The organism is Sporosarcina sp. P32b, assembly GCF_002743335.1.
Classification (GTDB): Bacteria; Bacillota; Bacilli; order Bacillales_A; family Planococcaceae; genus Sporosarcina.
In genome coordinates this window covers 54,027-81,010 of the sequence record NZ_PDZB01000014.1, presented here as the reverse complement: position 1 = coordinate 81,010, position 26,984 = coordinate 54,027, and the positions used below count along the sequence as shown (strand labels likewise).

Sequence of the window (26,984 nt, the reverse complement as noted above, 5' to 3'; positions counted from 1 at the left end):
GTTAAGTCCTCATTCCATTACGAATGAGGACTTTTTACGTATGTGAATGCATTTCTCACTGTTTATTTACGTACTTCTAGCGTCTCCAACATCTGTTCAAATCGTGCGCCATGGCCTTCTTGTGCTTCAAGGAAATAGTTCTCCTTAATGAGCAATGTGCCACCGTCTACTTCCATCATGTAGATCGTCACGACTTCACTATCCGATTCTTCTCCGGAAGTACCATGTAATGAAATCGCGTTAATTGGTGCAGTAATTGACTTTTCCTCAAGCGGCATAGTATATTCCTGTTCCATATCTTCCATTACACTTTCTGGAGTTTGATCTTTGACGTATAGAAATGTCATATTCACCTCAGGATACCCTTTAGGCACTTCGTCAATCGGCATGAGCTTGTCTTCTTTTTCACCGGTCTCAAACGTATATCGTTCCGAATCAATATACAGTGAATACATGGCATCGCTGCCTTCGACGAGATCCATCGTGATAGTAGAGTCTTCACCTTCCACAGATAGTACGACATCCATTGTGGGTTCACGCTCCGGCAAAGTTGCTGTTTCTTCAGGTATTTCTTCGACAGGTGTTTCTGCGGGGGACTTTACTTCTTCGGTTGGTTTTTCTGTTGCTGGATTACAACCGACAAGTAGTAGCGACATAGCAGAACTCGCATAAATCATTGTTCGCATATAGCTTCCTCCTTTAAAAAGACGTAGAACTACTTTATATGTATACGTTTACATGCAAAGAAGGTTTCAAATGTCAAGCAAATTATTAGAAATAAAAATGAGCAAGCGCTATGATAAGTCCTGCAGATATTAAAACAAAAGGGAGATTTACATTATGACAATCAAAGTAAAAGCAGTAATCGGTAGTACAAGCTCCACTTCATACAATTTAAAGTTAGTGAAATTCATGGCTAAGCGCTATAAAGAAGAATTGGAAATTACTCCGGTTCTCATCAACGATTTAGAAATGTTCTCTATCGATATTGAAAGCGAACCAACAGTAGCAGTTCAAACATTTAAAGATGACGTGAAAGATTCAGACGCAGTGATGTTCGCGACACCGGAGTATAACTTCTCTATTCCCGGGGCAATGAAAAATGCGTTGGACTGGTTGTCACGTGGCGGAGACTTTACGTTACACGGTAAAACAGGCTTTATCGTAGGGTCATCAATGGGAGTGTTTGGTTCAGTAAGAGCACAGATCCACTTACGTGAAATTCTTTCTAACCCAGCACTAGCGCCTAACTTATTGCCAGGTAACGAAGTATATATCGGTGCTATTCACACGAAAATGGATGAAGAAGGAAATATTACAGACGAAGCAACAATCGCATTCCTTGATACGGTTGTACAGAATTTCATCGTTTTCCATAAGAAACAGCAAGCAATGGCTCACGCATAAGTAGGATGAACGGAGTTGTCCAAGTCGTCATTATTTTAAATGACGACTGGTGACAGCTCTTTTCTTTTTTGATGCGAAATAGTATGCGATAAGAAAACAAAAGGCTGGCAGAGGTGTTGGGGAAGGGGATTGGTGCTTCGGAGGGGACGCAGAGGGCTCACCGCAGGTCCATGGGAAAGCGTCCGCCAACTGGAGCCTCCATCCCATCACACTCACAAATTCACCCACTATTTTTACTTGTACTTGCATTTGAACTTGAACATAAATTAGTTAAAATACACACCTATTTTATTTATGCGAATTTCCGAAGGTCGTACAAGTAGAAAACCCGTTCGTATGCTATAATAGCAGGTATACTTTAGGGGGAGAATACTTTGTACGATTACATAAAAGGCTATGTGACACGTGTGACACCTGAATATGTAGTGCTGGAGCAATCTGGAATTGGTTGGCAAGTCATGACGCCGAATCCATTTGCTTTCCATGTAACAGAAGAGGTGCAGCAAGTGTTCACGTATTTGCATGTGCGTGAAGATACGCAGTTATTGATTGGCTTTAAGACGCTGGAACAACGAGAACTGTTCCGTAAACTGATTACCGTTTCGGGAATCGGTCCTAAAGGCGCGCTCGCAATTCTTGCGAACGGCTTGCCATCTCAAGTGGTAAGTGCGATTGAGCGTGAAGATGAAGGGTTCCTTGTGCAGTTTCCTGGTGTCGGCAAGAAGACAGCGCGTCAAATGATCTTGGATTTAAAAGGCAAACTTCATGATCTGTTTACGGAAATTGATTTGCCGGATTCGGAAGATACATTGCTTACGCTTGCTGAAAGTGATGAGCTTGATGAAGCGTTGCTTGCGTTGACTGCGCTTGGGTATTCGGATCGCGAACTGAAGAAAGTGAAGCCGAAACTCGAAATAGAAGAGCTCGATACAGAAGGCTATATGCGACTTGCGTTAAAATTGTTATTGAAACAAGGCTAATACGATGGAGGTGGTTCCAATGGATGAACGCATACTGACGAATGAAGCGACGGATTTTGATGATAGTTTTGAACAATCATTACGCCCGCAATTATTGCAACAATATATCGGTCAGCAGCAAGCGAAAGATAATTTATCGATCTTTATCGAGGCGGCAAAAAAGCGGGAAGAAAGTTTGGATCATGTGTTGTTATACGGTCCTCCTGGGCTTGGAAAGACGACGCTCGCTACGGTGATCGGCAATGAAATGGGTGTTAATGTCCGCATGACGAGCGGTCCTGCTATTGAACGTCCGGGTGACTTGGCGGCAGTCGTGTCTTCGTTGGAGCCGGGCGACGTCTTATTCATCGATGAAATCCACCGGCTGAACCGCGCGATTGAAGAAGTGCTGTATCCAGCAATGGAGGATTTCTGTCTAGATATTATGGTCGGGAAAGGTCCGACTGCGCGTTCTGTACGACTTGATTTGCCGCCGTTTACATTGATCGGCGCGACGACGCGTGCAGGAGCACTGTCTGCTCCGCTCCGTGACCGTTTCGGTGTACCGCTTAGACTAGAGTATTATGAAGTGGAATCATTGACGGAGATTGTCATTCGAAGCGCCAATTTATTTGCCGTGGACATCGATCCACTAGCAGCTGTGGAACTGGCGAAACGCTCTCGTGGAACGCCACGTATTGCGAATCGTCTGCTGCGAAGAGTGCGCGATTATGCACAAGTGCGCGGTAACGGAATCATTACACTATCGATTGCACAAGAAGCACTCGATATGTTACAAGTAGATCATCATGGACTCGATCAAATCGACCATCAGTTGCTCCATAGCATGATCGAACGATTCCGTGGCGGTCCGGTTGGCATTGATACACTCGCTGCAAGTATTGGTGAAGAGTCGGTGACGATTGAAGACGTCTATGAGCCGTATTTATTACAAATGGGATTTATTCAACGTACATCAAGAGGTCGGATGGCGACGGAAAAGGCTTACGAGCATTTCGGTTATCCGCTTCCTGAGTGACAGATAGGAGTTAGCATGATGGAAGTAGAAGACTTTGATTTTGATTTACCAGAACATTTAATTGCTCAAACACCGCTTTTGGATCGCACGGCGAGCCGTTTACTCGTTATGGGACGTGATAACGGTATCGTTACACATAAGCATTTTCGTAATTTAGTGGATGAACTAGAAGCAGGGGACTTGCTCGTGTTAAACGATACAAAAGTATTGCCAGCACGTTTGATCGGGACGAAAGAAGAAACTGGTGCAACGATTGAAGTGTTATTGTTAAAAGAAACAGGTGACGACCGCTGGGAAACATTGGTCAAGCCTTCAAAACGTATAAAAGTAGGGACGGTCGTGACGTTTGGTGACGGCTTGTTGCAGGCTGAATGTACCGCACTTGGTGAACAAGGCGGGCGTGAATTCAAATTTAGTTATGACGGCATTTTCTATGAGTTGCTTGATCAGCTTGGACAGATGCCATTGCCTCCATATATTACTGAGACATTGGAAGATCAGACACGCTATCAAACCGTTTTCGCAAAAGAGCGTGGATCTGCGGCAGCACCTACAGCGGGCTTGCATTTTACGGATGAAATCTTAGATGCATTGCGTGAAAAAGGCGTGCGAATCGCGTTCATTACGCTACACGTTGGACTTGGTACATTCCGTCCTGTTAGTGTGGATACTATTGAAGATCACACGATGCATGCGGAATATTATGTGATGACGGAAGAAACGGCGGCACTTGTTCGTGAAACAAAAGCGAATGGTGGTAGTGTAGTGGCGGTCGGTACGACATCTACACGGACGCTTGAAACGATTGCTTCAGAGAATAACGGAGAAGTGGTGGCTGCGAGTGGCTGGACTTCGATATTTATTTATCCTGGCTATGAGTTTAAAGCAATTGACGGCTTAGTGACGAATTTCCACTTGCCGAAATCTACGCTATTGATGTTGTTGTCGGCATTTGCCGGACGCGATCATGTCATGAGTGCATATGAAGAAGCCGTGAAAGAGCAGTATCGCTTTTTCAGTTTTGGGGACGCGATGTTTATCCGCCCTGCTACAAGAAAGGAACGAGATTAATTGGCAGCTATTACGTATGAACATATCAAAACATGTAAACAAACGGGTGCGCGACTGGGAATTGTCCATACACCACACGGTTCATTTGAAACACCTGCTTTCATGCCGGTTGGAACACAAGCTACAGTAAAAACGATGGCTCCGGAAGAATTGAAAGCAATGGGTGCAGGCATTATTTTAAGTAACACGTATCACTTATGGTTGCGTCCAGGTAATGAAATCATTAAAGAAGCAGGCGGATTACATAAGTTCATGAACTGGGATCGTCCCATTTTGACGGATTCCGGTGGCTTCCAAGTGTTTTCTTTAAGTAAATTCCGTGACATTAAAGAAGAAGGCGTTCATTTCCGTAATCATATTAATGGAGATAAGTTGTTCTTGAGTCCAGAAAAAGCGATGGAGATCCAAAACGATTTAGGTGCCGATATTATGATGGCGTTTGACGAATGTCCTCCATTCCCTGCGACGCATGAGTATATGAAAGCGAGTGTTGAGCGTACGTCACGATGGGCTGAACGTTGTCTTGAAGCGCATGGGCGTCCGAATGATCAAGGGTTATTCGGTATCGTACAAGGTGGCGAGTTTGAAGATCTTCGTAAGCAAAGTGCGCGTGATCTAGTATCGATGGATTTCCCAGGCTACGCAATCGGTGGATTGTCCGTCGGGGAACCGAAAGATATTATGAATAAAGTGCTGGACTTCACGACACCATTACTTCCGCAAGATAAGCCGCGTTATTTGATGGGTGTTGGATCTCCAGACTCATTGATCGACGGTGCGATCCGTGGAATTGATATGTTTGACTGTGTCTTGCCGACGCGCATTGCACGTAATGGTACGTTGATGACGAGTGAAGGTCGTTTAGTTGTCAAAAATGCGAAGTACGAAAGAGATTTTGGTCCGCTTGATCCGAACTGTGATTGTTATGCGTGCAAAAACTATAGTCGTGCCTATATTCGTCATTTAATTCGTGCGGGTGAAACATTTGGTATACGTTTGACGTCCTATCATAACCTGCACTTTTTGCTGAATTTAATGGAGCAAGTACGTCAGGCTATACGTGAAGATCGCCTCGGTGATTTCCGCGAAGAGTTTTTTGAGCAATACGGCTTCAACAAACCGAATGCAAAAAACTTTTAAATCTTGTATAATAAAAAATGATGCTTCAGGAAGGGGGAAAATATATAATGATGGAACAATACGGTGGTATTTTTACACTAGTAATCATGGTAGCTATTATGTGGTTTTTACTCATTCGACCTGCTCAGAAGAGACAGAAGGCAGCGAAAGAGATGCAAACTAGTTTAAAGCGTGGAGACGAAGTAGTTACAATCGGTGGTATTCACGGAACTGTGGATGCAGTAGATGAAACATCTATTTTCTTGCGTGTATCTGAAACTACAGTTTTGCGTTTTGACAAGCAAGCAGTAGGCAGAGTTGTAACAGCGTCATAATAAAAAGCGGTTATCTAGTGGTATATCCATAGATTGCCGCTTTTTTGTTTGTTTACGTATAGAAAAAAGATCTGCCGGCACACTAAGTGTGAAGGAGGCAGATATGCTGTGCATGAGTTACTCATCATCGGATTGCGTACGGTGTTTTTATATATTTTTCTTCTTGTAATATTACGCATTATGGGAAAACGAGAAGTCGGCGAATTGGGTGTCATTGATATTGTGGTCTTTATTATTATGGCGGAAGTAGCTGCAATGATCGTAGAATCCCCTGACAAACCTATTATCGAAGGGATTCTTCCTATCCTTCTGTTACTGGTCATTCAATATATTTCGTCGATGATTTCATTGAAAAGTAAGAAGTTTCGTGATCTTGTCGATGGAGATCCGACGCTAATCATTCGCCATGGAGAGATCCAGGAAGATGAAATGCGTAAACAGCGTTATAATCTCGACGACTTGTTTCAACAATTACGCGAAAATCAAGTCGGTTCGATTCATAATGTGACGTTTGCGTATCTAGAACCTTCCGGAAATTTATCCGTATTTACAAAAGACGGCGACTTGCCGATTGTGGGACTTGTGCTTGACGGCGATATTCAGCCTGAGCATTTGGAGTTGATCGGCAAGACAGAAGACTGGTTGCTACAAGAGTTACATGCTAAAAACATCACCGATTTAAGCAAGATTTTCTATTGCTCGTATGAACAAGGTGAAATTAGAGTGCAACTGAAACATGATTAATAGCGTTTAACTAAATTCCGTAGCATGATAAAGTCCTGTGCTTTTATTTGTCTTGTCAGCAATAATAAGGCAAGTAGCACGCCTGATGTAATGGCGCATTCGACGAATAAATGATGCGAACCGATCGGAATAAAAATCGGGCGGATGACGACGGTCAACAGAAATACAATATACGTCATCGCGAACATCGAAAATCCAGTGGCGGTCGATTTGTTTTGACGCAGTGTCGCAATATGCAGGAAAGATGTAACGAGTACACCAAAACCGATTGCGAGAACGGCACCTGTTTCTTGAAGACCTGGTTGTGATGCCAAAATGAACATGACCGCGAGCTTGGCGATCCCTCCGTAGACGGAGTTCATCATGCCAGCTTTCGCATCGCCCGTCGCCTGCAAAATTGAATAGAGTGGACTTTGAATATAATAAAAGAAGAAGATGGGCGCAAGCATCGTCATATAGCTGCCGCCTTCAACAATATGGAATAGCTTCTCCGCAAGTTCTTGCCCGTGTATATAAAATACGGTGGCCGCAAATGCACCGGTTAAGGCGGATAAACGCAATGCTAAGTGAATACGTTCTTGTAACTTCTTGACGTTACTCGAAGCGACAGCACCACTGACCGCTGGAACGAGCACGACGGATAATGCATACGGAATGAATGCAGGAAACAATAATAATGGAATAAGTACCCCTGAAATGACTCCATACAATGAAGTGGCGGCTACTGTTCCAACGCCTGCCATGGAAAGTGCGCGTAAAAAGATAATAGGCTCGAGAAACCATGTGAAAGTTCCAAATAGACGACTGCCTGACGAAGGAAGTGCCACCTCAAGGATGGGCTCCATCGGATAGCGCGGTTCTTTTTTCTGTGGCTTTGGCTCCTTTTTTTGTTGCTGACGGTATTTGTACAAAAGATAAAGTACCGACACGACTTCAGCGAGGAGTGTCACAGCCATCGCATATGCTGCATTCATCATTGGATCTTCTGGCGCTAGAATGTACGGCAGCATCCAGGTAATTAATAAAATACGAAAGATTTGCTCGATGACTTGTGCCCATGCTGTTTCTTCAATACGTGAAATCCCTTGGAAATATCCTCTGATTAATCCACCAATTGAGGCGATAGGTACGATGGCGAGCGCTACATATAATGCTGTAGAGGTCGCGCTGTTACCGAGTAAAGTTTCGGCTAGAAAAGGGATAAACAGAATACACGCAGGAATGAAGACTGCGCCAGATAAGATAGTGATAAATGTGGCGGTTCTCATAACTTGTCGTAATTGTACAGTGCCGCCTTGCGCTTTTAGTTCCGCTATCACCTTCGCGATCGCAATCGGCACACCAAGCTGTACTAAGGAGAGGAAAAAGACGAACGCCGGGTATGCGGTCATATAGATCCCGACCGTTTCTTCTCCTGCTACCCGCATAAATTGAATTCGATAGACGAAGCCGAGTAATTTTGATAAAAACACGGCCGCCATCAAAAAGATCGTCCCCCGAATAAATGATGACACCCTACACCACTCCTTCTGATTAGCCACGTTTTCCGATACAATAAGAATGCTTGGGAAAAACCCAAATATAGTTAAGTGTATGTGATATAATCAAGTTTATTCCGGAACTATACACGAGGGGGGAAGTGGCATTGGATCAACAGTTGACAGACTTATATAAACAGTTGCTCCCTGCACTAGAAAGTAAAAAGCAAGAATTGACGTTTTACGGCTACTCGGAGATTACGGAAGAAGATTTACTGAAATATGTAGTGGAGAAAAAGTGGCGAAAAAAAGAAATTTCTGCGATGCGTTCATATGAAATGATTTCAGATGTTTTAACAATTACGGCGGCACAGTTCATGACCCATACGCAAACAGAGGCTCAACGTAACAGTGAAGAAGTGTTGGAATTGAGTAAAGAAGAATGGTCTGTGTTATTTTCGCCTAAAAAAACGGATTGATTGGAAATTCCTATCATGAAGTATTTGACACAGACAATCTACTGTTTCATAATTGGTATGTTGTACAATGAGAGAAGAAAGTACATAACAGGTGCTATGCCGCTCTAGTATATGAGGGGGAAAAGGAAATATGAAAAACAGAGGAAGGATCGTCGCGTTTTTGCTACTTATCGTCATTTTGGCATCAACGGTGTTTTCCACGACGAGTCCGATTTTAAAAGATGTCAAGCTAGGTCTTGACTTGCAGGGTGGTTTCGAGGTTCTGTACCAAGTGAAACCATTGAAAGAAGGACAAAAGATTACGGAGTCAACAGTTGCCGATACGGCTCGTGCGTTGACGAATCGTATTGACGTGCTCGGTGTAAACGAACCAAGCATTCAAATCGAATCGAACAACCGAATCCGCGTTCAGCTTGCCGGGGTAGAAGATCAGGAAACTGCCCGCGAATTATTATCCACTCAAGCCAATCTTTCATTCCGTAATGCGGATGATGAATTGATGCTGGACGGTAATGATTTGAAAGAAGGTAAAGCAAAAGCCAATTTCGATGAAAACAACAACCCAGTTGTTACATTGGAAATGAAAGATCCGAATAAATTTGGAGAAGTTACATCTGAAATTGCAGCCATGAAGCCGAACAACATGCTCGTTATTTGGTTGGACTTCATCGAAGGCGAAAATTCCTTTGCTGAAGAAGCCGCAAAACCGGAACCTGCTTTCATCTCGGCTCCGTATGTGTCTAAGACCATCAACTCTTCAAATGTTGAAATCTCAGGTAACTTCTCTATTGAAGAGACGAAAAACCTGGCGGGTATTTTGAACGCAGGTGCATTACCTGTTGATTTAGAGGAAATTTACTCGACTTCTGTCGGTGCACAATTTGGTGAACAAGCACTAGATAAAACGATATTTGCCGGAATTGTCGGTGTCAGCTTAGTGTTTATCTTTATGGCACTCTATTACCGTTTGCCAGGGCTGATCGCAGTTGTCACACTGTCTGTTTATATTTTCTTGATTTTGCTAGTGTTCACATTAATCAATGGTGTGTTGACACTACCAGGTATCGCGGCATTAATGCTCGGGGTCGGTATGGCGGTCGATGCCAATATCATTACCTATGAGCGGATCAAAGAAGAATTACGTGTCGGAAAATCGGTTAAAACGTCCTTTACGGCTGGAGCGAAGTCTTCGTTCACCGCAATCCTCGATGCGAACGTCACGACACTCCTTGCAGCAGTAGTATTGTTCATTTTTGGTACAAGCTCTGTTAAAGGTTTCGCGACGATGCTCATTATTAGTATTTTGGTCAGTTTCCTTACAGCGGTTTGGGGATCTCGTCTATTGCTTGGACTACTCGTTCACAGTGGATACCTCGACAATAAGGTAAGCTGGTTCGGATTGAATAAGAAGCAAGTACATTCGGCAGACGAAGGCTATGAAACACTTGATCTCACGACGAAATTTGATCGTTTCGATTTCGTTCATTCAAGAAAACGTTTCTATACTCTTTCTATCGTCTTGTTGCTTGTAGGGGCTATCATGCTCGGTGTCTTCAAGCTCAACTTAGGAATCGACTTCTCAGGCGGTACGCGCGTGGAAATGCTTGCTGAACAACAGCTCGATGAAACGGACGTAACGAAACTGCTAGAAGAAATCGGTCATCCAACGTCCGACGTCGTCATATCAGGTGATGACAAGAATATTGCGGTAGCGCGATATAAAGAAGACTTTAGTCAAGAAGAAGTCAATAAAATCAAAAAAGAGTTGTCTGAAGAATATGGCGCAGAGCCAAACGTTTCGACGGTTTCCAATACGGTAGGTAAAGAGCTCGTGCGCAATGCGATTTATGCACTTGCAGTTGCCGCTCTTGGAATCATTATCTACGTAGCGTTCCGTTTCGAATGGCGCATGGGTCTAGCAGCAATTATCGGTTTACTGCACGACGCGTTCTTCATGATTGCGATCTTCAGTATTTTGCGACTTGAAGTAGATATCACATTCATTGCGGCGGTACTAACGATTATCGGGTACTCGATCAACGATACAATCGTCACCTTCGACAGAATACGTGAAAACTTGAATCGCTCGAAACATATTAGTACGGACGATGAGTTGGCGGCAATCGTCAACAAATCCTTGCGACAGACACTTGGCCGTTCGGTTAACACGGTTCTGACAGTTATCTTCGTCGTAGTGGCATTGATGGCACTCGGTGCAGAATCAATTCGACCGTTCTCTATCGCATTATTGATTGGTTTGATTGCAGGTACGTATTCTTCCATCTTCATCTCTGCTCAACTTTGGTTCGATCTAAAGAGAAAGCAAATAGCGAAAAGTGGCGGAATGAAAGTAGAAAAAGAGAAAAAACAATGGGGCTCAGACGAACCTGTTGTGTAATACGTTTGAACTATATAAAAAGCAGGGTATACTTCGGTATATCCTGCTTTTTTGAATGGAGGAATGAAGCGTATGAAATTTCAATGGACTGTTCTAGTTGGTTTATTATTTGCTGTATTGATCGCGGTGTTTGCTGTGTTTAATGTGGAGTCTGTGCCGGTGAATTATTTCTTTGGTACGGAGATGATTCCGCTTGTGCTGATTATTCTTGGTTCGGCATTGCTTGGTGCAATTATTAGCGGTTTCTTCGCTATTTATAAGTCGTATCGAAGTGGGCGACGTGTGAAGGAGTTGGAGAAGCAGTTGCATGTGAAGGAAGAGGAGTTGGCGGCGCAGCGTATACAGATGCAAGAGATGGAGGAGCGCATCGATACGTTGATGGAGCCGCCGTTGGTTCAGGCGGAGGTTATTCCACCGAAAGAGTTATATTAAATAGAGGTCGCCACAGCAGGTCGTGATGTGCGACTTGTTGTGGTTTTTGTGTTGGTTTTTCTAAGGGGAGGAAGTGCGATAGTGTGACGGTATTTTGCTTGTGTCCGTAATAAATGGCGCTTGTGATAGTTTTGGTAGATGCTTTTCTTTGTATAGACACAAAACAGGACTTTATCTAGTTTGAAAAGTAGCCTCGTAGTATCCAATCGATTGTCACATATCGGAAGTTATTCCCTCAGATCCCATAGAAAAAAACGACAGTAGTTGATCTTCGTTTCAGGCGGCGACTCCCGATGGCTCACCGCGGGCCCATGGGAAAGCGTCCGCCTGGAACGCAGGTCAACGGCGCCATCCCGTTCCCGCTTCCAACCTCTCCATACCGTTTCCTTTCAGTCTTCACCCACATTCGCTATAATAAGAACAGAGGATGTGAAAGCATTGATACAATCCAAAAAAAGATGGCAAATCGATCGGCCAGACGAAGAACTCGTCAACCAGCTCGCGAAAGACTTGAAACTTTCGACAATGCTGACAAAAATACTCGTCGCACGCGGAATCACCACTAGCGAACAAGCAAACGCGTACTTGCACATGGACGAGTCCAACTTGCATGACCCATTTTTATTACATGACATGCAAAAAGCCGTCGATCGCATCCAACATGCAATCGACACACAGCAACAAATTACAATATATGGAGATTATGACGCGGGTGCGACACGTTTCTAACTGAAAAGGTTAGACACTAGGGAGTCGATTAAAATCCCTAGGAGAACTGATTTCTTGATAGGTGGAATGATTGGGTAACGCCTTGAAACGCCTACTCTAATACTCCGACATGCCTTCTCAATGGTTAAATTGAAAGGTGTGAAGCTCGGTGAAGTCGGCAGAGAGATACCGTAAGTTAGGGAAAGCATAGCGAGTACCTGACACGAAAACTGTCCAGAGGTGGATGGTGTTTCCTATATGCCGGGAGTCCATAAAATATCTATGGTTAGAATGTGCTGCATAAGCACTGACGAATCTCTGAATGTACGGGTCTAGACGTAGTTGTCACAGAAATGTGACAGGTGGCAGTGCCATCGTATGTGTGGGCGAGTAAAAATCTGGCGTTATGAAAACCCATAACTTGTTATAGGTAAGTTCAAGCATACAGGACTATAGGAGAAACCTAAGGATATATGTAAGGATAAAGAAATTGGAACGTGGAAAGCGATGGATGTGGAGGTATTAACCTACCTACGAAGCAGTTTGGTATATAAAGGGGCGACCTATTAAAACTGATTTACCATTCGTGAGAGTGGAGCCATAGTACCTTTGAAACCATGATAATAAGTGGTGGAGGAATAGGCTCTAGTCGGAAATTTCAAAGACTTATAAATGCATAACAGACACAGATTCGAGTATGACTAAAAGAATCACCACTTGAGAGAGGGGTTGATGTCTGTGGCAAATTCACAAATCGTTAAACATGTTAAAAAGTCCAAGCTCAGAAACGCAGAGTATTATCACATGCAAGATACATTTGACATGTTGCATGAACAAAGCAAAAATGACAGTTCTTTTAAAAACTTAATGTCCATGATTAGTTCAGTTGAAAACATTAAGTTGGCGTATCGAAATATCAAGAAAAATACAGGCAGCAAAACGGCTGGCGTAGATGGTCGAACAATCGATCATATTTCCGAGCTGACCGAAGAGCAATTTGTTGGTTTTGTTAGAAACAAACTGCGAGATTATAAACCGAAAGCAGTTAGACGGGTAGAAATACCAAAGCCAAATGGAAAAATTAGACCTTTAGGAATTCCCGCTATTTGGGATAGGATAGTCCAACAATGTATATTGCAAATTCTTGAACCCATAGTGGAAGCAAAATTCTCGGGGAGAAGTCATGGATTTAGACCGAACCGCTCAGTAGAGAATGCGATAGCTCAAAGTTATCGTCTTATGCAGAATTCAAAAATGTCATATGTAATTGATATAGACATTAAGGGATTCTTCGATAACGTGTCCCATGCCAAGTTGTTAAAACAAATGTGGGCAATGGGTATTCAAGATAAGAATTTACTCACTATTATTTCGAAAATGCTTAAAGCAAAAATCAAGTTGCCGGATGGTCGAATCATTGAGAATGAGAAAGGTACGCCACAAGGTGGCATCCTATCTCCATTATTATCTAATATTGTTCTTAATGAACTTGACCGTTGGATTGAAAGCCAGTGGGAGACAATCCCTATCTGCGAAGATAAAATAATCAGACGTGAAGATCGTGGGAATTCCACGGACAAAGGAAATCAATATAAATCGTTACGTAAAACTAACTTGAAAGAATGTTATATTGTTCGATATGCAGATGATTTCAAAATCTTTTGCAGTAATCCTAATCACGCCAAAAGATTATTTATCGCAGCACAAAAATGGCTGAAAGAAAGACTTGGTTTAGAAATAAGCGAGGATAAATCAAAAATAGTGAATCTCAAAAAGGGTTACTCAGAATTCCTAGGGTTTAAGATGAAGTTAATTCCAAAAGGCGAAAAATGGGTTGTGAAAAGTCATATGTGCGACAAAGCAGTTCAACGCACAAAGAAAAACTTGAAGCAAATCATAAACGGTATTCGATATGATAGCGGTGTTAACGACCAAGCAAGAAAAATAGCACTCTACAACTCGACTGTAATAGGACTTCATCAATATTTCCGTACCGCTACAATGATTTCCGAAGACATGGGGAACATTGCATACGAAGTGAATGCATGTATGAAAGACCATCGTATGAAAAGGCGAATTAAAAAAACAGGTGTGATCACATCTGATTTTATTAAGAAAGAATACGGGAAGAGCAAACAATTAAGATTTATATCACGAGATCCGCTACTTCCAATTGGATATATTAAACATAAGAATCCGATGATGAAGCGTAACACAGTTAATGCATATACAAAAGAAGGCAGAGAAGAAATTCACAAAAATCTGGCGACTGTTGATATCACTATACTTCGTTTTCTGATGGAGCATCCAATTCCACAGCGAAGTATAGAGTACAACGATAATCGTATTGCATTATACTGTGCAAAAAGAGGGAAATGCCACGTAACAGGGCAAATGTTAAACCCGATGACGATTCATTGCCATCACAAAGTACCACGGTTGCAAGGTGGTACTGACCAATATAACAACCTCTGTCTCGTTGATAAAGACATTCACATCTTAATCCATGCAAAAGCTGAAGAAATAATCTTTAAGTATAAAAAGTTACTAACCAACTCACAAAGCCTGAATAAAGTAAATACGCTACGAAAGAAACTGGCACTACAGCAAGTAACACTCTAATTGGACGATTAGACATACAAACGAACAAGTGAATTCTGTTAAGTTATGTAGATTACCAAAGTTTTGAAATGTTCGATGGAACGCCGTGTGAGATGAAAGTCTCACGCACGGTGTGAAGTGGGGGAAAAGCCGGAGATAACTTTCAAAGGTTTACCTATCACTATACGGCGTAACAAGCGTAACCGTGCTAACGACAGCACTCGAACGTCTCAGCGCAAAGGTGAACTTTGCCATTCCGAACCGTTTCGAACACGGCTACGGACCGAATAGCGACTACTTTGAACAACTACATACAGAAGGCACAGAAGTTCTCATTACCGTAGACAATGGAATCTCAGGCATTGAACAAATCGCATTGGCGAAGTCGCTTGGGATGACGGTCATCGTAACGGATCATCACGAAATGGGCGACGTACTACCTGTGGCGGATGCGGTCATTCATCCACGCCATCCGGAAGGTGAATATCCATTCGGAGAACTCGCGGGCGTCGGAGTGGCGTTCAAACTAGCTTCTGCTTTACTTGGAGAACCGCCGCTCGACTTGTTGGAATTCGTAGCGATCGGCACCATCGCGGATTTGGTTCCGTTAGAAGACGAAAATCGTTATATGGTGAAAGAAGGTATCCGCAGACTACGACGCACGCAACGTCCTGGAATTAAAGCGTTGATGCAAGTGAGTGGTCATGAGCAGAACGCTTTATCAGAAGAAACGATTGGCTTTACGATCGGTCCTCGTCTGAATGCTCCTGGCCGACTTGGAGATGCAGATCCAGCGGTCGATTTATTAAAAGCAGAAGATGAGCAGCAAGCGCTCGGCATCGCGGAAGAATTGAATGATTTGAATAAAGAACGGCAACAATTAGTGAAAGAAATCGCAAAAGAAGCGCAAGAGCAAGTGGAAATCCGTTATGGCGATCAAGTGCCTCACGTGTTAGTCATAGAAGGTGAAGGCTGGAATCCGGGTGTCGTCGGCATCGTATCGTCTAGACTAACGGAGAAATATTACCGTCCTTCCATTATTTTATCGCTTGATCATGAAACAGGAATGGCCAAAGGTTCTGCGCGTAGTATTGAGGGCTTTGATTTGTATAAGGAACTTTCGAAGAATGCATCGATTTTGCCACATTTCGGAGGGCATGCGATGGCTGCTGGGATGTCGTTGAAAATAGAGGACGTTGAATCATTGCGTTCGAATTTGAATGAACAGGCGAAGGAAGTATTGACTGAAGAAGATCTGCAGCCCATTTTATCCATCGATGTGCCATTGGCATTGGATGAAATTGATATTGCCTCCATCGAAGCACTTGAGAAAATCCGACCATTTGGTATGGGGTTCCCGAAGCCCGTTTTCCTATTAGAACAACTTGACACGATATCAGTCCGTAAAATCGGTTCAGCGAAAGATCATTTGAAGCTTGAGATGGGTGATCGTAGTGAACGTCTAGATGCGATATTTTTCGGAGCGGGAGCATTGGCGGACGAAATGGCACCACAAAGTAAGCTTAGTTTGACGGGTGATTTACAGATCAATGAATGGAACGGCAATAAGAAAGCGCAGTTACTTGTCGAAGATGTGAAATGTGATGAGTGGCAGTTGTTCGATTACCGTGGAATCCGGGAGCCGGCTAGATGGTTGCCAATGATTCCAGACCAAGCCCAATTTATCGCGTTCAGTGAAGAGGCAATCCAGCATTTCGTGCCGTTCTTTAAAGACATTCCCATTGTTTTGATTGGGCGCGATGAACTTCAACCGTCTACTTCCATTGTATTGCTTGATATGCCGCAGGCCGAAGAACAGTTGAAGCAAGTGATGGACAAGACACTTGCGGATCGAGTATATCTTCATCTACACGTGCATGATTCAATGTACTTTGAAAAGATGCCGGATCGCCAACAATTTGGTTGGTATTACAGCTTTTTGAAAAAGCGTGAGACATTTGATATGTACAATCAAATCGATATGCTTTCCAAACATAAAGGTTGGAAAAAAGATGTGATAAAGTTCATGACAAAAGTGTTTTATGAACTAGAATTTGTTACACTAGAGAATGGTAAGGTGACGATGCTCTCTTCTGCAGGTAAACGTGATTTGGCAGAAGCACCATCGTATAAAAAACGCCAACAGCAGATTAAACTAGAAGAGTTATTGCTTTATGCTCCGTATCAGGACTTAAAGAAAGTATTCGACTCTTTGCGTGAGACAGAAGCTGTTGAGGAGGAAAAACTGTGGACTTAAAAAAGTTTGTAACGACTGTAGACGATTATCCGAAACCGGGTGTCAGCTTTAAGGACATCACGACGATCATGGATAACGGAGAAGCATATAAATATGCGACAGACCAAATTGTCGAATATGCAAAAGGATTGGACGTAGATATCATCGTGGGGCCAGAAGCACGCGGTTTCATCATCGGATGTCCTGTTGCCTATGCGCTTGAAATCGGTTTTGCACCGGTCCGTAAGCCTGGCAAATTACCACGAGAAACCATCTCAGTCTTTTATGACCTAGAGTATGGACAAGATGAATTAACGATTCACAAAGATGCCATCAAACCTGGCCAACGTGTTCTCGTTGTCGATGATTTACTTGCAACTGGCGGTACAGTCGGCGCAACGGTCGAATTGATTGAGAAACTAGGCGGCGTAGTAGCTGGCTGCGCATTCTTGATTGAACTATCGTACTTGAACGGTCGCGAAAAATTGACGAATGAAAACATTAAGGCATTAATTACGTACTAATTGGGGAATCCTTCGCTTAACGCGGAGGATTCTTGCTATATAGGCACTGGGTTTGATTCGCTTTACATATAGGTGATATTATACATATACTACTAAAAATTATTATCTAAATATTTACGAAATAGGTTGAAAGGGGTAAGTCCATGGCGAAAAATCAAGACCTGACAGAACAAGACATATACGACTTAGTCGCTAAATACATGAACGAAGAACACGTCGAATTTATTAGACGGGCATATGTGTTGGCTGAAAAGGCGCACGAAGGACAGTTTAGGACTTCTGGTGAAGCGTATATCAACCATCCGATACAAGTTGCAGGCATTTTGGCGGGTCTTCAAATGGATCCAGAAACGGTCGCAGCGGGCTTCTTACATGATGTGGTAGAGGATACGGATATAAGCCGCGAAGATATTATCCGGGAATTCGGTGATGAAGTCGCGATGCTGGTTGACGGTGTAACGAAGCTTGATAAATTAAAGTTTCGATCCAATGAAGAAAAACAAGCGGAAAACCACCGTAAAATGTTTATTGCAATGGCACAGGATATTCGTGTCATATTAATTAAACTTGCTGACCGTTTGCATAATATGCGGACATTGAAACATGTTCCAGCAGCGAAGCAACGCCGTGTATCGGAAGAAACGTTGGAGATTTTCTCCCCGCTCGCTCATCGACTCGGAATTTCCACGATCAAATGGGAACTAGAAGATATCGCATTGCGTTATTCCAATCCACAACAATATTACCGTATCGTCAATCTGATGAAGCAAAAGCGGACAGAACGCGAACAGTATTTAAAAGACGTCATGAGTCAGATGCGCGTCGAACTAGATGAAATGGGCATCGCTGCAGAAATTCATGGCAGACCGAAGCATTTGTATTCTATTTATCAAAAGATGGTCATTCAGAAAAAAGAGTTCAATGAAATTTATGATCTACTGGCAGTCCGTATTGTCGTAAAAAGCATTAAAGATTGCTATGCGGCACTTGGAATCATCCATACATTGTGGAAGCCAATGCCAGGACGATTTAAGGACTATATCGCGATGCCGAAACAAAATTTGTATCAATCGATTCATACGACAGTTGTTGGACCGGCTGGAGATCCGCTCGAAGTACAAATTCGCACGGAAGAGATGCACCGGATTTCTGAGTTTGGTGTGGCAGCGCACTGGGCGTATAAAGAAGGTAAGCAGGTCGCGAAGCTTTCCAGTGATATTGATTCGAAATTGACATGGTTCCGTGAAATATTGGAAATTCAAAATGAATCTTCCAATGCACAGGAGTTTATGGAGTCTTTGAAGTTCGACTTATTTTCCGACATGGTCTATGTATTTACACCGGACGGAGATGTCGTTGAATTGCCGCAAGGGTCGGTACCAATCGACTTTGCCTATCGTGTGCATTCCGAAATTGGGAACCGAACGACCGGGGCTAAAGTGAATGGTAAAATAGTACCACTTGATTCGCCGTTGTCGACAGGGGACATCATTGAGATTCTGACATCGAAACAGTCATTTGGTCCAAGCCGTGACTGGTTGAAACTAGCACATACATCTCAAGCGAAAAATAAAATCCGCCAATATTTTAAGAAGCAATTGCGTGACGAAAATATCGACAAAGGTAGCGAGATGATCCAGAAGGAATTAAAAGATGAAGAGTATGATATCAAGGAAGCGTTGAATAAAGAAAACATGCAACGTACCATTGATAAATTCAGCTTTACTTCTGAAGAAGACCTTTACGCGGCAGTCGGTTCTGGTGGTATTACCGCACAACAAGTAGTCAATCAATTAGCTGAGCGAATGCGCAAGGAACGCGTGAAGAAAGAAACGATTGATAAGATCGTCTCGGACATTCAAACGCCCAAGCCGGAGAAACAGACGGAATCAGGCGTTATCGTTAAAGACATCGATAATATGCTAATTCGTATCTCAAAGTGCTGTAATCCAGTACCAGGCGATGAAATCGTTGGATTCATTACACGTGGCCGAGGGGTTTCCGTTCACCGCACCGATTGTCCGAACGTCTTGTCTGAACAAGGTCAGCAAGAACGGATTATTGAAGTCCAATGGGCATTGCAGGATGATCAAGTTCGTAAAGAATTCCAAGTCGATATTGAGATTTCCGCATTCGATCGCCAAGGTTTGCTGAATGAAGTGATGATGGTTGTTGCGGACATGAATACACCGATCATCGCAGTGAGTGGCAAAGCGGACAAAGATGATATCGCGCATATCCATATGTCGATCAAAATCCAAAATATTACGCATTTGCAACGTACCGTCGATAAAATCAAACAAATCAAAGACGTATATTCCGTTGAACGGGTAATGAACTAATTAGGAGGTGTGGACATGCGAGTGTTATTACAGCGTGCGAAAGACGCTTCCGTAACAGTTGGTGGAGAAATAACCGGTTCCATTTCAAATGGTTATGTGTTACTCGTCGGCATCACGCATGACGATACTGAACAAGACGCCAACTATATAGCGAATAAGATTGCCGGCTTGCGTATCTATGAAGATGACGAGGGAAAACTGAATCGTTCAATCAAAGAAGTCGATGGCGCGATTTTGTCGGTTTCCCAGTTTACTTTGTATGGCAACGTACAAAAAGGTCGACGTCCGAGTTTTATCGAGGCAGCGAAAACCGACGTAGCAGAACCTTTGTGGGAATACTTCAACGAGCAGCTACGCGGACTTGGACTTCACGTGGAAACTGGACAGTTTGGCGCGATGATGGACGTGCAGTTGACGAATGATGGTCCTGTTACGTTGATGATTGAGTCTAGGTGAGTAGAGCGGTGGGATCTATGAGCGTTTGCGTGGCGTGATAGAGCGATTGCCGCGAGTTGATGAGCGGATAGCAAGTGTGATAGAGCCATTGAGGCGTTTGATAGAGCGCTGATGGAAGGTAATAGAGCGGTGAAACGTTCTGTATGAGCATTTGCTAGTTCTGACCTCCATACATAATTCATCAAAGAAGTTGACAGTAGTAGCGGTTGCGACTAACATAGATAGTAATCGAATTAATTCATACACCGATGATGTGGAAAATACCTTTACTACAGGCTGGAAAGAGAACGGGGAACTTGGCTGAAATTCCCTGACAGAACCGTAAAGCGAACAACACCACGGAGGATTCATGCTGAAAGTAGTAGGCATGGACGGAACCGGCCGTTATCCGGATTCGAGTGGGCACATTTGTGTCAATTTGGGTGGAACCGCGGAAGCTACAAGCTCTCGTCCCTGTTTTATTAGGGATGGGAGCTTTTTTGTGTTCTCTGAAAGTTCGCCCGTCATCAGATCATCGAAAGGAGTTTTTCTAATGAATTTTAAAGTTCCCCGCGGTACGCAGGATATTCTTCCTGATGTTTCCTGGAAGTGGCAGCGCGTTGAAAAGATCGCTCGTTCGATCTGTGATGTCTACAACTACAAGGAAATCCGCACACCAATTTTTGAACAAACCGAATTATTCCAGCGCACAGTCGGTGATACGACAGATATCGTGCAAAAAGAGATGTACACATTTACAGATCGAGGAGATCGCTCGATGACGTTGCGCCCAGAAGGTACAGCACCTGTCGTGCGTTCATTCGTCGAGCACAAAATGTTCGGCTATGCAGATCAGCCTGTGAAGCTATACTACACAGGTCCGATGTTCCGCTATGAGCGTCAACAAGCCGGCCGTTACCGTCAATTCGTCCAATTCGGCGTAGAGGCAATCGGCAGTGATGATCCAGCCATCGATGCAGAGGTAATCGAGTTGGCGATGAATATTTATAAGGAAACGGGCTTGTCGGATATTAAACTCGTACTGAACTCACTTGGCGACAAGGAGTCACGCGACGCACACCGTGAAGCACTAATTGCACACTTCAGCCCGAACATCGGAGAATTCTGTTCAGATTGCCAAAACCGTCTGGAGAAAAACCCGTTGCGCATTCTGGACTGTAAAGTAGATAGAGAACATCCATTGATGAAAACAGCCCCTTCATTAGCTGATTATTTGAATGAAGAATCAAGCGCGTACTTCGAAAAAGTGAAGAACTACTTGGACATCGCAGGCATCGAGTACGAATACGATCCGAATCTTGTACGTGGTCTAGATTACTACAACCACACGGCATTCGAGATCATGAGCACGTCTAAAGGCTTCGGTGCGATCACGACACTTTGTGGCGGCGGACGCTACAACGGACTTGCTGAAGAAATCGGTGGCCCACCAGCACCAGGCATCGGCTTCGCCCTCAGTATCGAGCGACTATTACTGGCACTTGAAGCGGAAGAAAAGTCCTTCACAGACGAACCTTCACTCGACGTCTACATCGTCACACTTGGCGATGCAGCACGAGAAAAAGGCTTCGAGATTCTCGGCAAGCTACGCGAAAATGGTTTACGCAGCGAGATGGACTATATGGACCGCAAGATGAAGGCCCAAATGAAGTCCGCCGACCGCTTGAAAGCGCACCACGTCATCGTCATCGGCGAAGACGAAGTGAACGAAAACGTTGTCCAGCTAAAGAGCATGGCGGACGGAGAACAGAAAAAGGTTACGGTTGACGAATTGATTGGAGAATTGGAGAAGTAAGAGCTTGGAAGGTCATGGGGATTTCCGTTCCGAGCGGACGCTTTCCTGCGGGCATGGCTTGAGCCTCCTCGTCACTTCGTTCCCGCGGGGTCTCAAGGCTCATGCTTATCCCGCGGGAGTCGCCGCTCTGCACTCCAATCCCTACTTAATAAGTGGGACGTAATTTGTTTCTGTTCTTGCATTTGAATATAAAAGAATCAAGAAGCAGCACACTGGGTCACTTATGAATTTCAGTGATGTCACTAACTAATTATAGTCTCCACTTAGGATTGGAGCGTAAGAGGGGCGACTCCGGGAGGATCAGCCCGACAGGTGAGACAACTAAAGGGAGCACAGCGACCTAGTTGGCTCACCGCGGGCCCTCCGGAACGCGTCCCCTCTGAAGCGCAAATCCCAAGCACAACACCATTTCACTCTCTATATAACTTTTACTTTTTTAATTAAAAATACAAACTCAAACTCAAACATCAGAAGGGTAGTGTAGTCACTATGCAACGCACACATTATTGTGGGAACTTATCAGAACTACAAATCGGAGAAGAAGTCACACTTAAAGGTTGGGTGCAGAAGCGCCGTGATCTTGGTGGACTGATTTTCATCGACGTCCGCGACCGCGCAGGCATCGTCCAGACAGTCTTCAATCCAGACATCTCAAAAGAAGCACTCGAAATCGCTGAAACTTTGCGTAACGAATACGTCATCGAAGTTACAGGTCTCGTTATAGAACGTGAAGAACGCACAAAGAACAAAAACATCGCAACGGGCGCAATCGAAGTCCAAGTTGTAGAAGTGAAAGTCATCAACGAAGCGAAGAACCCACCATTTACAATCGAAGACGAAACGGATGTAGGCGAAGAGACGCGCCTGAAGTATCGTTATCTCGATCTTCGTCGCCCTGAACTTGCAAAAGTGTTCAAAATGCGTTCAGATATTACGAAAACGGTTCGTAACTTCTTGGATGATGAAGGATTCTTGGAAGTGGAAACACCAATTTTAACGAAATCTACTCCTGAAGGCGCACGTGACTATTTAGTGCCAAGCCGTGTTCACGAAGGTGAATTCTACGCATTGCCACAGTCACCACAGTTGTTCAAGCAGTTATTGATGGTATCCGGATTCGATCGTTACTACCAAATCGCTCGTTGTTTCCGCGATGAAGATTTACGTGCAGACCGTCAACCGGAATTCACGCAAATCGATATGGAAATGAGCTTTATGTCAATCGAAGAAATTTTGGAGCTCAACGAACGCTTGATCAAAAAAGTGATGAAAGATGTTAAGCAAGTAGATGTGGAAACACCATTTAAACGTCTTCCATATGATGAAGCAATGAGTCGTTTTGGTTCAGACAAGCCGGACACTCGATTCGGAATGGAATTGACGGACGTATCTGAGATCGTTAAAGAGTCTTCATTCAAAGTATTCGCTGGCGCAGTTGAAGCGGGTGGACAGGTGAAGTTGATCAACGTTAAAGGTGCGGCGGAAAAATATTCACGTAAAGATATCGATGCACTAGGCGAATTTGCTAAAGTGTATGGCGCTAAAGGAATGGCTTGGTTGAAAGTGACGGAAGATGGCTTTAATGGTCCAATTGCGAAATTCTTCGACGGTGAAATTGGCGAAGCATTGAAAGCGGCTGGCGACGGTGAACCTGGAGATTTATTCTTGTTCGGAGCTGACAAGAAGTCAGTTGTAGCCGATTCACTTGGCGCATTGCGTCTGAAGTTAGGAAAAGAATTGGACTTGATCGATCAGTCGAAGTATAACTTCCTGTGGGTTACGGATTGGCCGTTATTTGAGTACGATGAGGAAGATGGTCGTTACTACGCAGCGCATCACCCATTCACGATGCCTGCTGACGTGGAAGAATTGAAAACTAGCCCGGAAACTGTAAAAGCACAAGCGTATGACTTAGTATTGAACGGTTATGAGCTAGGTGGCGGATCATTGCGTATTTATCAACGTGATGTGCAAGAAGCCATGTTCAAAGCACTTGGCTTCACGGATGAGCAAGCGCGCGAGCAATTTGGATTCTTGTTGGATGCGTTTGAATATGGAACACCTCCACACGGCGGTATTGCGTTCGGTTTAGACCGTATCGTGATGTTGCTTGCTGGTTCTACAAACTTGCGTGACACAATCGCATTCCCCAAAACAGCTAGTGCGAGTGACTTATTGACAGAAGCACCAAGTTCTGTTGATGATGCACAGTTGAAAGAACTCGGGATTAAAGTAGTCGCTGAACCAGTTAAAAAGTGAGTAAACGACTATTTTCAAAAGAGTTTATACAAATCGATTGAATTTTTAAAAAGCGTATGATAAGATGAAGTTAGTAGAAATCCTGAAGTGTTCGTCATTTGTAAATTAGTTTTGACCCAACATCTTATCGTCGGGAGTTCAACGTTATAGCTTGGATGACATGCCTTTAATCGGGACGCCAAAAGAGTTATACAGGACACCCACCTGCTATTAGCGGGTTCAAAGCGATATTCAAAGACGGCACAGTCGGGATTTCACTTTCTAACAACTATTCACCTTCTTGCTTAAGCGAGAAGGTTTTTTGTTGTCCAAAATTCAGTTAGTTGCGCGAGTGCAGGTGACTGTTTTAGGATAGAGTGAATACAATTTATCATAAAGGATGCGGTATAGATGTTACATCAATTTTCGAGAAATGAGTTATCCATTGGTACAGAAGGCGTAGAGAGAATGAAAGGTAAGACGGTGGCGATTTTAGGAGTCGGTGGAGTTGGTTCATTCGCAGCTGAAGCATGCGCGCGCACTGGGGTTGGACGTATTATCTTAGTCGATAAAGACACAATCGATATTACCAATATCAACCGCCAACTAGTTGCTTATTTGTCGACGGTAGGGCGCTCGAAATCAGCTGTCATGAAAGAACGAATTGCGGATATTAATGCAGAGTGTGAAGTGATTGATCTACATATGTTCTACACGGAGGAAACGTCTGAAGAATTCTTCTCGTACAAGCCTGATTATGTCATTGATGCATCGGATACGATTAGCTATAAAATTCATTTGATCCAGCAATGTCTCGAGCGTGGAATTAAAGTAATCTCGAGTATGGGAGCTGCGAATAAAACCGATCCTACTCGTTTCCAAATTGCTGATATTTCGAAAACGCATACGGATCCATTAGCAAAAGTGATGCGTCTTCGTTTGCGCAAGCTTGGAATCCCTAAAGGTGTGCCTGTCGTATTTTCCGATGAAAGCCCAATTGTCGTACGGGAAGACGTTCTGGAAACGGTAGGGAACGCCGATGCATCGATACGAAAAGCACAAATGCCTCCAGCTTCCAATGCATTTTGTCCATCAGTTGCAGGTTTAATTCTCGCCAGTTGGGTATTAAATGATATAGTGGCAGATATTCCTGTTGAGCGTGTCAATGATGCTAAATAAAGGAGAGATTGTACATGAAAACAACTGAAATGATCATTAACGGAAAGCGACTCGGTGCAGATTTACCGCAAATTGAAGTAGTGAATCCTTCAACTGGTGAGACAATCGGTGCAGTGCCTAAAGGCGGCAAAGCAGAAGCGACGCAGGCAGTCGATGCGGCTTCTGCAGCATTTTCAGACTGGGCGGCGTTGTCAGCATATGAGCGCAGTGCTTATTTAATGAAATGGCATGCGTTGATTGAGGAAAATGAAGAAAGCGTAGCCGACATCATGACGACTGAGCAAGGTAAGCCGTTAGCCGAAGCGCTTGGCGAAATGCGTTATTCGAATGGTTACATTAGCTGGTTTGCTGAAGAAGGTAAGCGAATTTATGGTGAAACCATTCCGGCTACACAATCGAATAAGCGATTGTTCGTGCAAAAGCAACCAGTAGGTGTCATCGCATCGATTACGCCATGGAACTTTCCAGCGGCTATGATTGCGCGTAAAGTCGCTCCGGCTCTCGCAGCAGGCTGTACGGTCGTCATGAAGCCGGCTTCTCAGACTCCGCTAACTGCAATTCGTTTAATAGAGCTAGCGCAAGAAGCAGGTATTCCGGATGGTGTTCTTAACATCGTAACAGGCAGTGCGAGTGAAATTGCAGAAGCATGGCAAGAAGACGGTCGTGTGCGCAAGCTGACGTTTACAGGATCTACTGAAATCGGTAAGACTTTAATGAAAGGTGCAGCCGATACGATGAAGAAGATTTCATTGGAACTCGGTGGACAGGCACCGGCGATTATTATGGCGGACGCGGATCTAGATAAAGCAGTAGATGGCGTGATCGCGGCGAAATTCCGTAATGCAGGACAAACATGTGTCTGTGCGAACCGTATTTATGTTCATTCATCAATCGTGGAAGAATTCACAAAGCGCATTGCCGAGGAAACGAAGAAATTGAAAGTCGGCGACGGCAAAGAAGAAGGCGTCGTAATTGGTCCGTTAATTGACCAAGATGCAATCGATAAAGTGGATGAGCATGTAACAGATGCAAAATCTAAAGGGGCAACAGTCGTTACAGGCGGTGAACTCATTAAAGGCTTATTCTACCAACCGACTGTCTTAAAAGATGTAACAGACGACATGCTCTGTATGCAAGAAGAGACATTTGGCCCGGTATTGCCAATTACCACGTTTGAGACACAAGAGGAAGTAATCCAGCGTGCAAATGATACAGTATTTGGATTAGCGTCTTACGTCTTCACGGAGAATATCACAAAAGGTATTCAGATTTGTGAAGCGTTAGATTATGGTATCGTGGGTCTAAATGATGGTTTACCATCTGCACCACAAGCTCCGTTTGGCGGCTTTAAACAAAGTGGCCTTGGACGTGAAGGTGGACATCAAGGTATGGATGAATATCTAGAAGTGAAATATATTTCTTTAGGTTTATAATAAAAAAAGGA

22 protein-coding genes, 1 other RNA gene, 1 pseudogene and 1 other annotated feature are annotated in these 26,984 nt (G+C 43.7%); of the genes and pseudogenes, 22 read left to right on the top strand and 2 right to left on the bottom strand.

Annotated elements, in window-relative coordinates; translation table 11 throughout:
* Positions 1-62: 62 nt before the first annotated feature.
* Complete coding sequence (locus tag CSV64_RS10855) at positions 63-686, bottom strand: hypothetical protein (RefSeq protein WP_099634416.1); 624 nt, start codon at positions 684-686, stop codon at positions 63-65.
* Positions 687-840: 154 nt separating this feature from the next.
* On the opposite strand from CSV64_RS10855, the gene CSV64_RS10850 reads away from it, so the two are divergent.
* From CSV64_RS10850 to CSV64_RS10820, 7 genes are all read left to right on the top strand, one after another.
* Positions 841-1,407 carry an NADPH-dependent FMN reductase gene (locus CSV64_RS10850; RefSeq protein ID WP_099634417.1) on the top strand — a complete coding sequence of 189 codons (567 nt, stop codon included), beginning with the start codon at positions 841-843 and terminating at the stop codon, positions 1,405-1,407.
* A gap of 374 nt (positions 1,408-1,781) precedes the next feature.
* The gene (gene ruvA / locus CSV64_RS10845; protein ID WP_099634418.1) at positions 1,782-2,387 is read left to right on the top strand and encodes a Holliday junction branch migration protein RuvA; all 606 of its coding nucleotides are present in this window, start codon (positions 1,782-1,784) and stop codon (positions 2,385-2,387) included.
* A 19-nt stretch (positions 2,388-2,406) separates the two neighbouring features.
* Positions 2,407-3,405, top strand: coding sequence for a Holliday junction branch migration DNA helicase RuvB (ruvB, locus tag CSV64_RS10840; protein ID WP_099634419.1), 999 nt, complete (start codon positions 2,407-2,409; stop codon positions 3,403-3,405).
* An 18-nt stretch (positions 3,406-3,423) separates the two neighbouring features.
* Positions 3,424-4,476 (top strand): tRNA preQ1(34) S-adenosylmethionine ribosyltransferase-isomerase QueA, encoded by a 1,053-nt coding sequence (gene queA / locus CSV64_RS10835; protein WP_099634420.1) that lies wholly within the window; start codon positions 3,424-3,426, stop codon positions 4,474-4,476.
* Positions 4,477-5,616 (top strand): tRNA guanosine(34) transglycosylase Tgt, encoded by a 1,140-nt coding sequence (gene tgt / locus CSV64_RS10830; RefSeq protein WP_099634421.1) that lies wholly within the window; start codon positions 4,477-4,479, stop codon positions 5,614-5,616.
* A gap of 47 nt (positions 5,617-5,663) precedes the next feature.
* Positions 5,664-5,930, top strand: coding sequence for a preprotein translocase subunit YajC (gene yajC, locus CSV64_RS10825; RefSeq protein WP_369802878.1), 267 nt, complete (start codon positions 5,664-5,666; stop codon positions 5,928-5,930).
* Between the two features lie 108 nt (positions 5,931-6,038).
* Positions 6,039-6,674 (top strand): DUF421 domain-containing protein, encoded by a 636-nt coding sequence (locus CSV64_RS10820; protein ID WP_099634422.1) that lies wholly within the window; start codon positions 6,039-6,041, stop codon positions 6,672-6,674.
* Here the strand turns inward: CSV64_RS10820 and CSV64_RS10815 are convergent.
* Entirely contained in the window at positions 6,671-8,188 is a 1,518-nt protein-coding gene (locus CSV64_RS10815) for a putative polysaccharide biosynthesis protein (RefSeq protein ID WP_099634423.1), read from the bottom strand. The genes CSV64_RS10820 and CSV64_RS10815 overlap by 4 nt on opposite strands.
* A 131-nt stretch (positions 8,189-8,319) precedes the next feature.
* Here CSV64_RS10815 and CSV64_RS10810 point away from each other — a divergent pair, with 131 nt between their 5' ends.
* The 15 genes and pseudogenes from CSV64_RS10810 to CSV64_RS10745 all read left to right on the top strand — a co-directional run bounded on the left by CSV64_RS10810 (position 8,320) and on the right by CSV64_RS10745 (position 26,973).
* The gene (locus tag CSV64_RS10810) at positions 8,320-8,631 is read left to right on the top strand and encodes a post-transcriptional regulator (RefSeq protein ID WP_158233032.1); all 312 of its coding nucleotides are present in this window, start codon (positions 8,320-8,322) and stop codon (positions 8,629-8,631) included.
* 130 nt (positions 8,632-8,761) lie between these two features.
* Entirely contained in the window at positions 8,762-11,029 is a 2,268-nt protein-coding gene (gene secDF, locus CSV64_RS10805; protein ID WP_099634425.1) for a protein translocase subunit SecDF, read from the top strand.
* 72 nt (positions 11,030-11,101) lie between these two features.
* Entirely contained in the window at positions 11,102-11,461 is a 360-nt protein-coding gene (locus tag CSV64_RS10800; protein WP_099634426.1) for a LapA family protein, read from the top strand.
* Between the two features lie 438 nt (positions 11,462-11,899).
* Entirely contained in the window at positions 11,900-12,190 is a 291-nt protein-coding gene (locus CSV64_RS10795) for a single-stranded DNA-binding protein (RefSeq protein ID WP_099634427.1), read from the top strand.
* A 717-nt stretch (positions 12,191-12,907) separates the two neighbouring features.
* Complete coding sequence (ltrA, locus tag CSV64_RS10790) at positions 12,908-14,791, top strand: group II intron reverse transcriptase/maturase (protein ID WP_099634428.1); 1,884 nt, start codon at positions 12,908-12,910, stop codon at positions 14,789-14,791.
* Positions 14,792-14,969: 178 nt separating this feature from the next.
* Positions 14,970-16,352 (top strand): annotated as a pseudogene (gene recJ, locus CSV64_RS10785) (single-stranded-DNA-specific exonuclease RecJ); the annotation flags it as partial.
* A gap of 12 nt (positions 16,353-16,364) precedes the next feature.
* A complete protein-coding gene (locus tag CSV64_RS16975) occupies positions 16,365-17,027 on the top strand; it encodes a single-stranded-DNA-specific exonuclease C-terminal domain-containing protein (RefSeq protein ID WP_255397644.1) in 663 nt (220 codons plus the stop codon).
* Positions 17,018-17,530 (top strand): adenine phosphoribosyltransferase, encoded by a 513-nt coding sequence (locus tag CSV64_RS10780; RefSeq protein ID WP_085130996.1) that lies wholly within the window; start codon positions 17,018-17,020, stop codon positions 17,528-17,530. Before CSV64_RS16975 ends, CSV64_RS10780 begins: the two co-directional genes overlap by 10 nt.
* A gap of 143 nt (positions 17,531-17,673) precedes the next feature.
* Positions 17,674-19,872 (top strand): RelA/SpoT family protein, encoded by a 2,199-nt coding sequence (locus CSV64_RS10775; protein WP_099634430.1) that lies wholly within the window; start codon positions 17,674-17,676, stop codon positions 19,870-19,872.
* Between the two features lie 15 nt (positions 19,873-19,887).
* Positions 19,888-20,328 carry a D-aminoacyl-tRNA deacylase gene (gene dtd, locus CSV64_RS10770; RefSeq protein ID WP_099634431.1) on the top strand — a complete coding sequence of 147 codons (441 nt, stop codon included), beginning with the start codon at positions 19,888-19,890 and terminating at the stop codon, positions 20,326-20,328.
* A 239-nt stretch (positions 20,329-20,567) separates the two neighbouring features.
* Positions 20,568-20,786: a binding site (T-box leader), on the top strand.
* Between the two features lie 74 nt (positions 20,787-20,860).
* Complete coding sequence (gene hisS / locus CSV64_RS10765) at positions 20,861-22,123, top strand: histidine--tRNA ligase (RefSeq protein ID WP_099634432.1); 1,263 nt, start codon at positions 20,861-20,863, stop codon at positions 22,121-22,123.
* A 489-nt stretch (positions 22,124-22,612) separates the two neighbouring features.
* Positions 22,613-24,382: an aspartate--tRNA ligase gene (gene aspS, locus CSV64_RS10760; RefSeq protein ID WP_099634433.1), complete on the top strand. Its 1,770-nt coding sequence runs from the start codon at positions 22,613-22,615 to the stop codon at positions 24,380-24,382.
* A gap of 76 nt (positions 24,383-24,458) precedes the next feature.
* Positions 24,459-24,639: non-coding RNA, 6S RNA (ssrS, locus tag CSV64_RS10755), on the top strand.
* Positions 24,640-24,772: 133 nt separating this feature from the next.
* A complete protein-coding gene (locus CSV64_RS10750; RefSeq protein WP_099634434.1) occupies positions 24,773-25,540 on the top strand; it encodes a tRNA threonylcarbamoyladenosine dehydratase in 768 nt (255 codons plus the stop codon).
* Positions 25,541-25,554: 14 nt separating this feature from the next.
* A complete protein-coding gene (locus CSV64_RS10745; protein ID WP_099634435.1) occupies positions 25,555-26,973 on the top strand; it encodes an NAD-dependent succinate-semialdehyde dehydrogenase in 1,419 nt (472 codons plus the stop codon).
* The last annotated feature ends 11 nt before the right edge of the window (positions 26,974-26,984 follow it).